At 44.4% G+C, this 14471-nt stretch carries 16 protein-coding genes; 8 read left to right on the top strand and 8 right to left on the bottom strand.

Features of this window, described 5'->3' with window-relative positions:
* The first annotated feature begins 3 nt into the window (after window positions 1–3).
* Both D8793_RS02130 and D8793_RS02125 read left to right on the top strand, forming a co-directional pair.
* Window positions 4–1254 carry a carbohydrate-binding domain-containing protein gene (locus tag D8793_RS02130; protein WP_125370738.1) on the top strand — a complete coding sequence of 417 codons (1251 nt, stop codon included), beginning with the start codon at window positions 4–6 and terminating at the stop codon, window positions 1252–1254.
* 106 nt (window positions 1255–1360) lie between these two features.
* Complete coding sequence (locus D8793_RS02125) at window positions 1361–2611, top strand: S41 family peptidase (RefSeq protein ID WP_125370739.1); 1251 nt, start codon at window positions 1361–1363, stop codon at window positions 2609–2611.
* Window positions 2612–2650: 39 nt separating this feature from the next.
* Here D8793_RS02125 and D8793_RS02120 read toward each other — a convergent pair whose 3' ends face one another.
* From D8793_RS02120 to D8793_RS02100, 5 genes are all read right to left on the bottom strand, one after another.
* Complete coding sequence (locus D8793_RS02120; RefSeq protein ID WP_125370740.1) at window positions 2651–3604, bottom strand: S66 family peptidase; 954 nt, start codon at window positions 3602–3604, stop codon at window positions 2651–2653.
* A 68-nt stretch (window positions 3605–3672) separates the two neighbouring features.
* A complete protein-coding gene (locus D8793_RS02115; RefSeq protein ID WP_125370741.1) occupies window positions 3673–4287 on the bottom strand; it encodes an HAD family hydrolase in 615 nt (204 codons plus the stop codon).
* A 72-nt stretch (window positions 4288–4359) separates the two neighbouring features.
* Window positions 4360–5259, bottom strand: a complete 900-nt coding sequence (locus tag D8793_RS02110) for a DUF4097 family beta strand repeat-containing protein (protein ID WP_125370742.1) — start codon at window positions 5257–5259, stop codon at window positions 4360–4362.
* Window positions 5252–5851: a DUF1700 domain-containing protein gene (locus D8793_RS02105; RefSeq protein WP_125370743.1), complete on the bottom strand. Its 600-nt coding sequence runs from the start codon at window positions 5849–5851 to the stop codon at window positions 5252–5254. Before D8793_RS02105 ends, D8793_RS02110 begins: the two co-directional genes overlap by 8 nt.
* Window positions 5838–6164, bottom strand: a complete 327-nt coding sequence (locus tag D8793_RS02100) for a PadR family transcriptional regulator (RefSeq protein WP_005591427.1) — start codon at window positions 6162–6164, stop codon at window positions 5838–5840. Before D8793_RS02100 ends, D8793_RS02105 begins: the two co-directional genes overlap by 14 nt.
* A 266-nt stretch (window positions 6165–6430) precedes the next feature.
* On the opposite strand from D8793_RS02100, the gene D8793_RS02095 reads away from it, so the two are divergent.
* Genes D8793_RS02095 through D8793_RS02070 form a run of 6 tightly spaced genes read left to right on the top strand, consistent with a single transcriptional unit; the run spans window position 6431 to window position 11403 of the window.
* A complete protein-coding gene (locus D8793_RS02095) occupies window positions 6431–6562 on the top strand; it encodes a teichoic acid D-Ala incorporation-associated protein DltX (RefSeq protein ID WP_005591428.1) in 132 nt (43 codons plus the stop codon).
* Between the two features lie 20 nt (window positions 6563–6582).
* Window positions 6583–8133: a D-alanine--poly(phosphoribitol) ligase subunit DltA gene (dltA, locus tag D8793_RS02090; protein ID WP_125370744.1), complete on the top strand. Its 1551-nt coding sequence runs from the start codon at window positions 6583–6585 to the stop codon at window positions 8131–8133.
* Complete coding sequence (dltB, locus tag D8793_RS02085; RefSeq protein ID WP_125370745.1) at window positions 8130–9374, top strand: D-alanyl-lipoteichoic acid biosynthesis protein DltB; 1245 nt, start codon at window positions 8130–8132, stop codon at window positions 9372–9374. The genes dltA and dltB overlap by 4 nt, the downstream gene beginning before the upstream one ends.
* A gap of 21 nt (window positions 9375–9395) precedes the next feature.
* Window positions 9396–9635 (top strand): D-alanine--poly(phosphoribitol) ligase subunit DltC, encoded by a 240-nt coding sequence (gene dltC, locus D8793_RS02080; protein WP_005591431.1) that lies wholly within the window; start codon window positions 9396–9398, stop codon window positions 9633–9635.
* On the top strand, window positions 9628–10899 hold the full coding sequence (gene dltD / locus D8793_RS02075; protein WP_125370746.1) for a D-alanyl-lipoteichoic acid biosynthesis protein DltD: 1272 nt from the start codon (window positions 9628–9630) through the stop codon (window positions 10897–10899). The genes dltC and dltD overlap by 8 nt, the downstream gene beginning before the upstream one ends.
* 24 nt (window positions 10900–10923) lie before the next feature.
* A complete protein-coding gene (locus tag D8793_RS02070) occupies window positions 10924–11403 on the top strand; it encodes a GNAT family N-acetyltransferase (RefSeq protein WP_125370747.1) in 480 nt (159 codons plus the stop codon).
* Between the two features lie 30 nt (window positions 11404–11433).
* On the opposite strand, the gene D8793_RS02065 is transcribed toward D8793_RS02070, so the two are convergent.
* From D8793_RS02065 to D8793_RS02055, 3 genes are all read right to left on the bottom strand, one after another.
* Window positions 11434–12261 (bottom strand): Cof-type HAD-IIB family hydrolase, encoded by an 828-nt coding sequence (locus tag D8793_RS02065; RefSeq protein WP_125370748.1) that lies wholly within the window; start codon window positions 12259–12261, stop codon window positions 11434–11436.
* Window positions 12262–12302: 41 nt separating this feature from the next.
* Window positions 12303–13049, bottom strand: a complete 747-nt coding sequence (locus tag D8793_RS02060) for a DeoR/GlpR family DNA-binding transcription regulator (RefSeq protein WP_185761014.1) — start codon at window positions 13047–13049, stop codon at window positions 12303–12305.
* A 232-nt stretch (window positions 13050–13281) separates the two neighbouring features.
* The gene (locus D8793_RS02055) at window positions 13282–14454 is read right to left on the bottom strand and encodes a CynX/NimT family MFS transporter (RefSeq protein WP_125370750.1); all 1173 of its coding nucleotides are present in this window, start codon (window positions 14452–14454) and stop codon (window positions 13282–13284) included.
* Between the last annotated feature and the right edge of the window lie 17 nt (window positions 14455–14471).

Raw genomic sequence — 14471 nt, 5'->3', positions numbered from 1 at the left:
ATCATGAAAACAGGCAAGAAAAAAATATTTCAGAAAATAAAACTAATGGTGCCCCTAGCGCTAATGACTGTCACCTTGGGAGCTTGTAGCGTGACCAGTCAGTCCAGCACTAGTACGAGCGCCAGCACCAATACCACTCAAACAGGTACCAGTACGACAAAGACAGATACATCTAGCTATTTCACGGATCGTGATCAGGATGCTTCTTATGATGAGTCGACAGCGACCAAGATTAACTTGAGCGGCTCTACAGCCAAGACCTCTGGTGACGGAGCGAGCGTTTCTGGCTCAACGGTGACCATTACGGCAGCTGGAACCTATGTCCTCTCTGGCAGCAGTGAAAATGTGCAGATTGTTGTCAAGGCTGGCGATCAAGACAAGGTACAAATCGTCTTGGATGGTGTGACCATGACAGGGACGGATGCAGCGATTGTGGTAGAAAATGCAGATAAGACCTTCATTACCCTAGCTGAAGGCAGCAAGAATAGCATTTCTGACTCAGCCAATCACACCAATACTGACTACGATGCGGCCATTTACAGTAAGGACGACTTGACCTTTAACGGCTCAGGCAGTCTGACCATCGAAGGAAAATATGGTAACGCAGTCGAGTCTAATGATGACCTGCGCATCACAGGCGGGACTTATACGATTAAAGGTTACAAGAATGGCTTGTCAGCCAACGATGCCATCAACATCAAGGAGGCTAGTCTGGATATTACCGCGACGGAGGATGCGATCCACGCAGATAATGACGAGGACACTTCGCTCGGGAATCTCTATATCCAGTCTGGTACCATTACGATTAATGCTGGCGATGACGGCCTCCATGCTAGCAATGCAGCGGTGATCGACGGTGGCACCATCACAGTCAAGTCCAGTGTCGAAGCTTTAGAGGGAACAAATGTCACGATTAATGGCGGTACACTTGACCTTTATGCGACGGATGATGGAATCAATGCGGCTAGTACGGCGACTGGGGCTGAGATTTTCATCAAGATTACTGGAGGTGACATCAAGGTTGAGGTCGGCCAAGGCGATACAGACGCCCTTGACTCCAACGGCGATATCATCATGACAGGCGGAAACCTAGCTATCACGTCCACTGTATCTGCCTTTGACTTTGATGGTAAGGCTACTTATACGGGCGGGACCATCACGGTTAATGGGCAAACCCGAACCGAAATCACAGCAGATGGCCCTGGTGGCGGTGGTGCCCCAAACGGACAAGGTGGCGGTCCCGGTGGACATTGATTAGAAAAAAATCTAAGCAGAGATTGTGCTTAGATTTTTTTGTTTAAATCGGCATAAAATGTACAAAAATGATATACTAGTCTCAGTAATGACGAGGAGCAATACGATGAGAAAAACGGCTATTTTTGAAGATGTTGTTTCGATTATGACCCAAGATTCGGCAACTAAAAAGGATATTGCCGGTGCGGATCCGACTGGTTTTCGCGAATGTATTTCAGACGATATGAGTGAAAAGGATTTTCTTTATCAGGTTCAGACTTATCTAGCTAGCTTCGGAGTTATCGGCCACGTAGCTTTTCGGGAGAAATATGCTAAACCAAAAGGTTTTGTTCTACGTTCAACAATCCAAGGACTTTATGTTGAGCAGGCTAATGCAGATACGAATTTGCAGGCGGGCGATCAAATTGTGAAACTGGATGGACAGCATCTAGAAGAGTTTTATAGGATGCACCGAGCGTATTTTACCAGTTCAACGCCTGAGCGAAACTACCGTGAGTGGAGCGAGTTGATTTCAAAAGCTAGGCAAGTGACTGTTTTGCGAGCAGGAGTAGAGCAAATCCTTTCAGTTGAGCCTAGCCAGAATCCTGTAGAGAGTCGATTTGAATGGAAAGAGTTAGAAAAGGGTGTTATTTATCTCCGTTTGGATGACTTTAGGAACGAGAAAGCCATCAACAAACTCTATCAGGAAGCACAAGATACTATCAAGAGGGCTGCTTGTCTGGTGATTGATGTCCGTCAAAATACTGGCGGGATGGACTCGCTGTATTTTCCTCTGCTCCACTATGCTCTTTCTGAGGGGCAAGTCTATTCTGACTTGGGCTGGACTGATGAAGGGATGGAAATTCTCTACACAGAGCGGAATGTTGACCTGCGTTTGAAAGATTTTGAAGCCTACGTGCAGCAGGAAGGGATTAATCAGGAGACGAAGGATTTGTTGGAGATAATCATGCAAGACCTGCAGGCCAATCGGGGCAAAGGCTATGTTAAATTTGGAGGCGAGGACAGGGAAATGTTTCCTAATGTGAAAGGAGGAAGCCATCTTGAGAAGATTTTTGTCTTGGCAGATGTCTACTGTGCTTCGTCGGGAGACAATTTTGTCCAGATGATGAAATGTTTTCCTAAGGTGACGGTTCTGGGGCGCCCGACTCTTGGAATACTAGATTATTCTAACTGCTGTCAGGTAGATTATGGTGACTATAGTTTGAACTTTCCAACTTCACGCGCTCTAGCACTTGATAAGGGACAGAGTATGACAGACAAGGGGATTGAACCAGACATTCTTATTCCTTGGACAGTTGAGCATCTGGAGCGGGATGTGGATTTGGAGCGCTGTTTAGAGATGATTCATGACTTTTAGATATCAAAAACGACCTTTTGTTTGGAGGTCGTCTCTTGTTTATTCATCAATTCTGATAGACATTTTCTCTGTATCCACCGTCACTTGAGCACCGATGGTAATGGTAAAGAGTGGCTGGGTGTGGGCAAAGTCCAAGTCGTAGAGGACGGGAATTTGTTTGAGAATTGGATGTTTGTCCAAGATATAAAGGAGTAGTTCTTCTGTCATCTGACATTCTTTTGGAAAGCGGCCAATGAGAAGGGCCTGTGGGTTGGGATAGGCCTGAAGGAGGGCAGCTAGATTGCGGTTAAATTCAAAATAATCATCTTCTTCAGCGCTTTCAGAAAAGAGGACATAGTTTTCATCTGTTGGGGCATAGGGTGTTCCACGCAGAAGTGAGAAGGTGGAGAGATTGCCGCCGATAGCAGTGGCTTGGGCTTTTCCATGGTTGTAGATTTTCCACTCTGTCTCATGGAAGGTCAGTGGCGCATCGGGTAGATACCAAGCATTACTGCCCCATTTCTCACTAGGAGTCAATTCATAAGAAGTCTGGCTGACGGCCTTGAGCCAGCTCTCGGTCTGATAGTCCTGCAGGGCATCCATTTTAAAGCTGGAGTAGGACGGTCCCATGTAGGTTTTCATGCCGGTCTTGCTATAGATAGCGTTGAGCAAGGCAGTAGTATCCGAGTAGCCGCAGAAAATCTTAGGATTTCTAGCAATCAATTCAAAGTCCAGATAGGGCAGGAGCTCATTGCAGTTGAAACCGCCGATAGTGGCTAGAATAGCATCAACGGAATCATCCGAAAAGGCAGCATGGATGTCTGCCACTCGGCTTTCGATGGAGGCAGAGCCTAGTATATCATTTTCCAGATAATGCTCCGAAAAAGACACGGTAAATCCTAGCTTTTCCAAGCGCTCCTTGGCGGCTAGATTGGCCTCAAAGCCACCGATGTGTTCGATTGACGCTGAGGGGCTGACGACCCGAATGTGCATGCCAGATGTGAGTTTTTTCATAGGAACCTCCTTGTGATAATTTTTTATAGAGTATCATAACATAAAGGCTATAGGAAGTAAAGGTGGGGTTAGAGAATTTTTAGCAAGTCCGATAAGGAATTTACAGTAAAATCAGGTTCTTCTGACGGTGATTGGATTGGACTATATGCACTAAATCCTTGTTTGATCCAAATAGTTTTCATGCCTAATGTCTTAGCTGGCGCAATATCATTATCAAGTCTGTCACCAAGCATAATAGCAGATGAAGCAGAACATGAAGCTTGTTGAAGGGCTAGTTGAAAAATTTTAGAACTAGGTTTGGAAAATCCACAGTCAGCTGATGAGATAATCAGATCAATCCATTGTCTGATAGCAAACTTTTCTAATCGCTCCTCTAAGCCGGATAGTTGATTAGCAATAATACCTATTTTATAGCGATTATGTAGTATTTCTAAGACCGTTTTTGTATCTGGGTAAAGCGTTTCTAGTTCAGAGTTCCATTTCGGACGTTCTAGGCCAAATTCTTGTAATGCTATTAAATCTCCCTTTTGCCCCTCTTTAAATGATAGTAGCATCCGCTGATAAAATGCATCATAAGTGATATTTGTTCCTGCAATTGCTTGTTCAATCCTATCTTGATAAGCTTTCTCTTCATTGATTAAAGTAGAACCAATATCAAAAAATATCCATTTATAATTTGTCATTCGAAACCCCTCTCTATCTTATTTTACCATTTTGACCATAAAAAACGGAACCAATCAGGCTCCGTTCTATTTTTAATGACTAATCTCAATACTGCCAGTGCTGGTACGGGCGGTCAGCTTGGCTTGAGCTTGTTCATTGGTATGAATGACCCGATCTCCGATAAAGTCCTCTTGGTCGTGGCTGGTCTGCATGTCCTTGGGCAGTTCAATGTCACCTAGATCTGTTTGCAGGTCCAATGAGATGGTTTTGTAGGTCTCTTCGGCGAGGTGGAGATCGATGGAGCCATTGCTGCTGGACATGTTGATATTGCCCTTGAGGGTCAGTTTATCACTAGTGATACTACCGTTGGAGAGACTGATTTGAGTATCGGTCAGGCTGGTTTGGACTAGCTCGATTCTACCATTAGCACTTTCAATGTTGCCGGTTTCAATCTGGCTATGACTGAGTTCGATGGATCCATTGCTGAGATCGGCTTTTAATTTTTTGATTGTCAGGTCATTGATCGATAGGCTACCGTTAGCCAAACTGGCCTTGACCTGCTCCAAGTTCCTTCCCTTAGGTAGGCTTAGAATGATTTGTTGAGTCCTTTCAAAATCTCCATTTATCAAGCCCAGTAAAGAGCGTAGACCGCTGTTAATGTTGATAAAAAAGCTTGATTCCTTAATGTATAAACTACCGTTTTCAGCCTTGCTACTGATTTTTTCGGATGTCTTGCCATCTCCTTGATAATAGGTCAAGTGAACCTTATCATCGGGTGATTCTCCAATTACAACCGAGCGATTGTTGAGTTCTAGATTTAAGGAATGGATATTGTCATAGGTTTCCTCATGCTTGGTCATTTTGGTGCTAGCGGCTGAGCTCTTCACCAGATCCTGCAGACCACCACTTGCTAGCCCTGCCAGTATGAGGCCTAGACCCAGCAGACAGGCAACAATCGCAATGCTGAACACGGTTTTTCTTACTTTAAACATGATGGTCTCCTTTCCGGGCCAAGGCTTGGGCGAGTTTGACAAAACTCAGTTTGATAAAGCGAAGGATAGGGCCAGTGCTGAGATAAAAGAGTCCAGCAAGTCCGAAGGCTAAGAAGCTCATCCCCAAACTGAGAGCAAAAGCAGGAATCGAAGTAGCCATGCCGAGAGTCAGGCTGTCCCAAATCAGACTAGCCCCTAGGAGAAGCATAGTAAAGGTAAAGACGGCCATGACAAAAGCAAGGATACTGACGAGGAGGAAGAAAGTGAAAATCAAAGTCAAAGCCAAAATTAATAGAGGAATTGCTAGTGGAGCCGCCAAGATGGACAGAATAGCAATCTGGACGATCTGCTTACTATTTTTGACGGAGCTAGCTTCTTGACTGTCTTCTTCTATTTTCTTGTCCAGAAGATTGATGATAATCTCGTGAGCCGCTTCCTTAGGATTGCCCAGTTCAGCTATAGCTGCTGCCTCTCCCTCTGGACCGACCTCGTCAAAGTACTCGGTGAAGTAGTCCATGGCTTCTTGATAGTCTTTTGCTGGCAACTTTTTTAAATATTTTTCTAGCTGGGCTAGATATTCAGTTCTTGTCATGGCGAACACTCCCTTCGATGATGCCCTTAATCATGCTGGTATAAAGCTCCCATTCATTTTTGAGGCTGACCAGTTGTTTCTGACCTGTTGGGGTCAGAGAATAATATTTTCGTTTTCGACCTTGATATTCCTGAGAGTAAGTCTCTAAATACTGACTCTTTTCCAATTTTTTCAGGATAGGATAAAGCGTGGACTCCTTGATATCGGCAATGAGCTTGATGGTCTGGCTAATCTCGTAGCCATAGGAATCTTCTTTATCTAAAATCGCTAAAATCAGAAATTCTATCAGGGTAGAAGATGTAGGGAAATACATGCACTACCTCCTATATATAAAAATATTATATATAAACTTTCTACATATAGGATAATCCCTTTCGAACAAAAAGTCAAGTAATATATAGAAATTTTACTTATAGATATTGAAAAGGATTTCATTCTTGAAAAATAAGGGAAGTAACTCTTTTTCTCTTTATTTCCTTACAAGAACTTTACACAATTGATAGCTTTTATATTGAAATCTTTCTCTATAAAATGGTAAAATAATCTATGTCTATCTAAAAAAAGATAAGAGTGAATGAAATGACGAAATATAAGACGATTTATAAGTTTGTAGGGCAGACATTGCTATACTTTGTGATTTTCGTAGCCCTGCTTTATTTCTTTAGTTATCTTGGTCAAGGTCAAGGTGGCTTTATCTACAATGAATTTTAATGTAAGAGAGTACTATACACATGTCAAATACAGCAATTACAGATATGATTGAAGCGATTGAGCACTTTGCTCAGACGCAGCCAGATTTCCCTGTCTACAATGTCCTCGGACAAGTTCATACATACGGGGATCTAAAGACCGACTCCGATGCACTGGCAGCCAAGATTGATAGCTTGGGGCTAGCTCCCAAGTCACCCGTCGTTGTTTACGGTGGTCAGGAGTATGAAATGCTGGCTACTTTTGTGGCCTTGACCAAAGCTGGTCATGCTTATATTCCTATTGATAGTCATTCAGCTTTGGAGCGTGTGACTGCTATTTTGGAAGTAGCTGAACCAAGCCTGATTATTGCCATTGCGGATTTTCCGCTGGCTGATACAGATGCAGCCATTCTCAGTCTGGAAGAGGTTCGAGCGGCTTACGCAGAAAAGACTGCCTATGAGATGAGCCATCCTGTCAAGGGCGATGATAATTACTACATCATCTTTACTTCTGGTACGACTGGTAAACCCAAAGGTGTGCAAATTTCTCATGATAATTTGCTCAGCTTTACCAACTGGATGATTACAGACAAGGAATTTGCGACACCGAGCCGTCCGCAAATGCTGGCGCAACCGCCTTATTCTTTCGACTTGTCAGTTATGTACTGGGCACCGACTTTGGCACTAGGAGGAACTCTCTATGCCCTGCCGTCTAGTCTGACTCAGGACTTCAAGCAGCTATTTGAAGCGATTCTCAGCCTGCCTGTAGCAATCTGGACTTCTACACCGTCCTTTGCGGATATGGCCATGCTTTCGGAAGATTTTAACAGCCAAAAGATGCCAGGAATTACGCATTTTTACTTTGATGGGGAGGAGTTGACGGTCAAGACAGCTCAGAAATTGCGGGAGCGTTTCCCTGAGGCTCGTATTATCAATGCCTATGGTCCGACCGAAGCAACGGTGGCTCTGTCTGCAGTTGCTATCACAGATGAGATGTTAGCTACCCTCAAGCGCTTGCCAATCGGCTATACCAAGGCGGATTCCCCAACCTTTGTCATCGATGAAAATGGGCAAAAGTTGCCGAATGGTCAGCAGGGCGAAATCATTGTCTGCGGACCAGCCGTATCAAAGGGCTACCTCAACAATCCTGAAAAGACAGCTGAAGCCTTCTTTGAATTTGAAGGGCTGCCAGCCTATCATACAGGCGATGTGGGTACGATGACTGATGAAGGCCTCCTACTCTACGGCGGTCGTATGGACTTCCAGATTAAGTTTAACGGCTATCGCATCGAGCTAGAGGATGTGTCTCAAAACCTCAACAAATCCAAGTATATCGAGGCGGCAGTAGCAGTACCACGCTACAATAAGGACCACAAGGTTCAAAACTTATTGGCCTACGTTATTTTGAAAGACGGTGTTGCAGAGCAATTTGACCGCGAAATCGATATTACCAAGGCTATCAAAGAGGATCTACAGGATATCATGATGTCTTATATGATGCCATCTAAGTTCCTCTATCGGGAATCTCTGCCCCTAACACCAAACGGTAAGATTGATATCAAGGGGCTGATTAGTGAGGTCAACAAGTCATGATGGATTTCTTGAAACAGCTTCCTCATCTGGAGCCTTACGGAGACCCACAGTATTTCCTTTATCTTATCTTGGCTGTTTTGCCAATCTTTATCGGACTTTTCTTTAAAAAACGCTTCCCAGTCTATGAAGCCCTGGTCAGCTTGGCTTTTATTGTCTTGATGCTGACGGGTCCTAGTCTGGCGCAGCTCTATGCCCTGCTCTTTTATGTCGTCTGGCAGACGGTCTGGGTTTATTCTTATAAATTCTACCGCAAAAAGCGGGATAGCAAGTGGATATTTTATTTGCATACAGCACTGGCGGTTCTGCCCCTATTCTGGGTTAAGTTCGAACCAGCTATCAGTGGTCACCAATCACTCTTTGGCTTTCTGGGAATTTCCTATCTGACCTTCCGCTCAGTTGGGATGATCATTGAGCTGAGGGATGGCGTGCTGACTGATTTCAGTCTCTGGGAATTCCTCCGCTTTATGCTCTTTATGCCCACTTTTTCTAGTGGTCCCATTGATCGTTTCAAGCGTTTCAATGAAAATTATCTCCAAATTCCAGAGCGCGATGAGCTTCTAGATATGCTGGAGCAGTCGGTCAAGTATATCATGCTGGGCTTTCTCTATAAGTTTGTCCTAGCTCATATCTTTGGTCACATGATTTTAGGGCACGTCAAGACCTATGCCCTCTATACTGGCGGTTTCTTCAATCTGGGGACGCTAGGCGTCATGTATGTCTTTGGTCTGGATCTCTTCTTTGACTTTGCTGGTTATTCGATGTTTGCGGTGGCTATTTCCAATCTTATGGGCATCAAGAGTCCTATCAACTTTGACAAGCCTTTTGTTTCACGCGATTTGAAGGAATTCTGGAATCGCTGGCACATGAGCCTGTCCTTCTGGTTCCGAGACTTTGTCTTTATGCGTCTGGTCATGGTGCTCATGCGCAACAAGGTCTTTAAAAACCGCAATACGACTTCCAGTGTAGCCTATATAATCAATATGTTGGTCATGGGCTTCTGGCATGGTGTGACCTGGTACTATATCGCCTATGGTCTCTTCCACGGTCTGGGCTTGGTGGTCAATGACGCTTGGCTCCGTAAGAAAAAGACCATCAATAAAGAGCGTAAAAGCAAGGGACTGCCAGCCCTGCCTGACAACAAGTGGACCCAAGCGCTGGGGGTTGTTATCACCTTCCATGTTGTCATGTTCTCATTCTTGATCTTCTCAGGATTTTTGAATGACCTTTGGTTTAAAAAATAAAATGTAAACGAGGAAATTATAATGGATGTAAAAGCAGAAGTAATTGAAATTATTGACGAATTATTTATGGAAGATGTTTCGGACATGATGGACGAGGATTTGTTTGATGCTGGCGTTTTGGACAGCATGGGGACAGTAGAGCTGATTGTTGAGCTGGAAAACCGTTTTGACATCCGTGTGCCAGTATCAGAGTTTGGCCGCGATGACTGGAATACAGCCAATAAAATCGTTGAAGGCGTAACGGAGCTTCGTAATGCTTAAACGACTCTGGCTGATTCTGGGGCCGGTCTTCTGCGCCTTGGTCATGGTCGCCCTGCTCTTTTTCTTCTATCCGCTTGAGAAAAAGCATGATGTGGAAGCAGAGAAGCGGGCAGCTGTGACTCTTACAGCAGAAACGTTCAAAAGCCGTAGCAAAAAAATGACGGCCCTGACAGATCAAGATACCCGTTTTGTGCCCTACTTTGGCTCCAGCGAATGGCTGCGCTTTGACAGTATGCACCCAGCTGTTTTGGCTGAAAAGTATGACCGCAATTACCGACCTTATTTTCTAGGACAGCGGGGGGCGGCTTCGCTCAACCAATATTTTGGGATGCAGCAGATGACCTCTGAGCTGGAAAATAAGACGGCTGTCTATGTCGTTTCTCCGCAATGGTTTACTAAAAAAGGCTATGATGCAGCAGCTTTTCAGCAGTATTTCAATAGCGACCAGCTAGCTGGTTTTCTTAGCTGGCAGGACGGTGGCGTAGGCGCTCAGTATGCAGCTCAGCGGCTTTTGCAGCTCTATCCCAACATTGCTATGGGGGATATTGTCAGGAAAGTGGCCGATGGAAGCCAACTGACTTCTTTTGAGCAGCAGTATATCAATACTATGAGCCGGATTTATCAGCGGGAGGATGCATTTTTCAGTACGTTTGCTGCTGGTAATAATGGCAACTATGACACGAAGGTTTTACCTCAGCTTTCCCGTCTTCCGGATGAATTCTCCTATGAAGAATTGGAAAAACTGGCTACGGCAGATGCCGTTAAACAGACTAATAACAATGATTTAGGTATCGATAACGACTTTTATAAGAAGCGTTTAGCTAGAAAAATTAAGAAGTTCAAAGGATTCCAATCCAAACAGTCTTATGAAAAGTCTCCCGAGTACAATGATTTGCAGCTGGTTTTGGAGCAATTTGCCAAATCCCATACGAATGTTATCTTTGTCATTCCACCGGTCAATGCCAAATGGATGGCCTATACTGGACTGAGCGAAGAGATGTATCAGCGGACAGTTGAGAAGATTAAGTTCCAGCTGGAAAGTCAAGGCTTTACAAATATTGCAGACTTTTCTAAGGACGGCGACAAGCCCTACTTTATGCAGGATACGATCCACATGGGCTGGAATGGTTGGCTGGCCTTCGACAAGGCTGTCGATCCTTTTGTGTCTAATCCTCAACCTGCTCCGAATTATCAGATCAATGAAAAATTCTTCAGTAAGGAGTGGGCTAATTACACGGGTAACTACGAGGAATTTGTCAAATAAGGTAATAGGCTGGAAGGAGGCGACATGATTCGCTTGGCGGAAATGCAGGATATCCCAGCAATTTTAGCAATTTTTGATCAGGCTAGGGAGTTTATGCGGACTATGGGAAATCCTAGTCAGTGGCCGGCTTCCTATCCGAATCGTCAGCTGGTAGAGGAAGATATTCAAGCAGGTCACTGTTATGTCTTTGAAGAGGCTGGGCAAGTTGTTGGAACCTTTGCGTTTATCATTGGACCAGATCCGACCTACCAAGAAATTGAAGGTGCTTGGCATTTTTCAGAGCCTTACGGTACAATCCACCGTATCGCTTCAAATGGACAAGTAAAGGGTCTGGCTCATCAATGTTTTGACTTTTGCCTGCAGCAAATCCCTTATCTCCGCATCGATACGCATGCGGATAACCATCCGATGCAGGCAGCCATTCGCCGCTACGGTTTTAGCCAATGTGGCACGATTTATTTGCCAGATGGCAGCCCTCGCCTTGCCTATGATTACCATCAATAAAAAAATCTGCTCAAGGGCAGATTTTTTGCATTATAGTAAAACATATTCCTCAATAGCTTTGGCGACCCCATGTTGGTTGTTGCTTTTAGTGACGACTGTTGCCTCAGCTTTAACTGTTTCAGGGGCATTGCCCATGGCAACTCCCATACCAGCCAGTCGCAGCATCGGAAGGTCATTGAAGTTGTCTCCAATCGTCATGACCTGCTCCAGTGGAATCTGGTAGTGTTTGGCCACTTCCAGAAGGGCCTGCTCTTTTGACACCTCTTTATGTGTGACTTCCAAATAGTTGTCCTTGGACAGGTAGAAGGCTGTATTTGGAAAATCTATCGTTTGCAAGTAGGCATGGAGTTCCTGGATAATAGCTGCCTCATCAATCAACAGCAACTTATGGGCTGGGATGAGCACATCCAGAACAGGCAGCAGAACATTTTGAATAAGAGGCTGCTCACCTGTAATCTCGGCTTCAATCTGCACCCACCTATCCAAACGGTCAGCAATCCAATCTTTACCAGAGTAGAGATTGATGGAAACACTAGGAAACTTAGTTTTGACCAGTTCCAGAAAAGTGCGGATTTCTTTTTTATCCAATGGATGCTCGATAATGGTCTCGTAATTTTGCGGATCACCCTTGATGACCAGAGCACCGTTGTAGCAGGCTAGTGGGTTATCACCCAGCCCTAGCTTACGAGCAATTGGCTCCATGCCCAGAGGAGAGCGGGCAGAGGCTAGGACAAAGGGGATGTTTTCTTTGTTCAGCAAGGGAATCTGCTCCCTCAGTTGCGGATCTACTTGGTGCTGGTCATCGAGAATTGTGCCGTCAATGTCGCTGATAATCAAACGAATAGGTTGCTTGGTCATGGTCGCTTCCTCCGTAAGCTATAAAATGAAATCTTGTCAAACTAGCAAATAATAGTGACTTTCCCAGCCAGAAGAGCTTCTAGCTCAGGGCTAGGTTTTTGATCGGTGATCCAGTAGTCAAAATCGCTGATATTTCCTAAAATATAGGTTGATTCTTTCTTAACTTTGGCCTGCTCGGCCAGCAGAATCTTTGTCTTGGCCTGCTTGAGAGCTAGCTTCTTCAGATAGGCATCTTCTTGGTCTTCAAAGCTGATTTGGCTATTTTTCAGACCTGCAGCTCCGATGAAGGCTAGATCAAAAGAAATTTCTCTGAGCAGCTCGGCTTCATTGAGGGTGTAATAAAAACGATTTCTCGGATAGAACTTTCCACCTAAAAGATGGAAATCAATCTGCTCTTGACCACTCAGCATGATGGCATTATCCAAAGAATGAGAAAAAATCGTCATCGGTTGCTGAACTTGCTGAGCCAGCTTGAGAACCACCGTTGATACATCGAAGAAATTGACCTGATTGGGTTTGAGAAAGTCCAGAGCCTTGTGAGCAATGGCCTTTTTTTCTTGGTTTAGTTGGCCGACACGGTCGTTGAAAGAAGGAATTTGCCGACTATTTTCCAAAGGAATAATCCCGCCATGGGTGCGTTGGACCAGTTTTCGCTCGCTCAAAATTGAGAAATCACGGCGAATAGTGTCCTTTGAAACCTGAAAATAGTCTACCATATCCTTGGCTGCCAGTTGTCCTTTGTCCTCTAAAAGTTCCAGCATTTTTGAAATCCGCTGCTCTTGATACATCTTTCTCATCCTTTCTGCTACTTTATAAGTTCATTATAATTTATTTTATAAGTATATGCAAGTTTTTACAATGAAATGTAAGTTATTTTGTCGAATATAAAAAAGTCGTTTAAAAGTTATGTTATAATCAAAAGAATCAAACAGATAAGATGAGGGAAAGATGATTTCAAGTGAATTTCGGCAATCACAAGAAACTTGGCAGCAAAAAACTCCTGATGGAGAATCAGAAGTTTTATAGAATCTTATCAAATTTTTCTATGTAAAAGAGGCTCATAGTCATGATAACGGTCAGTCCGAGGAGGATGAGGATGGCTGGTGTCCAAGAATGGAACAAATCAAAACTGTAGCCAAAGAGGCTAGGACCGAAGGCAGCTAGGATGTATCCTCCGGTTTGAGCTAGTCCAGATAGTTGAGCCGTTTGCGCAGGCGTAGAGGTCTTGAGGGAGAAGGTCACCATGAGATAGGGGAAGAGAGCGCTGACAGACATACCAATGAGGAGATTAAGAACCAGCCAGTAAGCAAAGGAATCTGTCCGAATCAAGAGCATGGTAATACCGATCAGACCTGCCGCAGAAACCAGGCTAATCATGACCAGACGTTGACGAGCTTTCAAGCGCGCTGTCAAGCTAGGAATGGTCATCGAAAAGGGCAGGCTAATCAGAGAAAAGATGGCTGCTAGTAAGCCTGTCGTATCAGTAGAAAGGCCGGCTTGTTGTCCTAAAGTCGGCAACCAAGTCATACTGGTATAAAAGAGTAGTGACTGTAAGCCACCAAATAAAATTAAGGCCCAGACTCTTGGATTTTTCAGAAGAGCTCCTTGCTCTTGCTTTCCTTGTTGTTTAGCCGCCAAGCGATGGCTATATTTGACATTGGGCAGCCAAACCAAGAGAATCACAAAGCAAATCAAGGTTGATATCCAAATGAGACCTTGCCAAGAGCTCATTTGTACGATGGGAACAGCCAGAGCAGACAGAATCGTGATTGACAGTCCCATCGATGTGATATAAAGAGTTGTCAAAAGACCGACACGATGTGGCTGATTGGCCTGAATCAAGCTCGGAAGAAGGACGTTTAAGACAGCAATAGCCGCTCCTAAAATAATAGTTCCTGTATAAAGTAAGGGAAGATTAAACACGCGAATCAGCGAGCCTAGAGTTAGCACGAGTAAAACAAGAGCAAACAGTTTCTCCAAGCTCATCTTTTGCGCTAAGCGCGGAGCAAAGACCGAGCAGAGGGCAAACATAATCAAAGGCAGGCTAGTCAAGAGGCCCAGGGAACTAACTGGAACTTGTAGCCCCTCTGCAATATCTGTCAGAACGATAGGCAAAACAGTAAAAGGAGCCCGTAGTGCTATCCCGATCATCACTATACCTGGAATTAAAAACGGTGAGTGTTCTTTTTTCATAAATAGTCAATCTCCTT

The sequence above is a fragment of the Streptococcus cristatus genome, from assembly GCF_003943465.1.
GTDB lineage: Bacteria > Bacillota > Bacilli > Lactobacillales > Streptococcaceae > Streptococcus > Streptococcus cristatus_C.
Note: the sequence above shows the minus strand (reverse complement) of the source record. Positions and strands in the feature narration are given on the sequence as shown.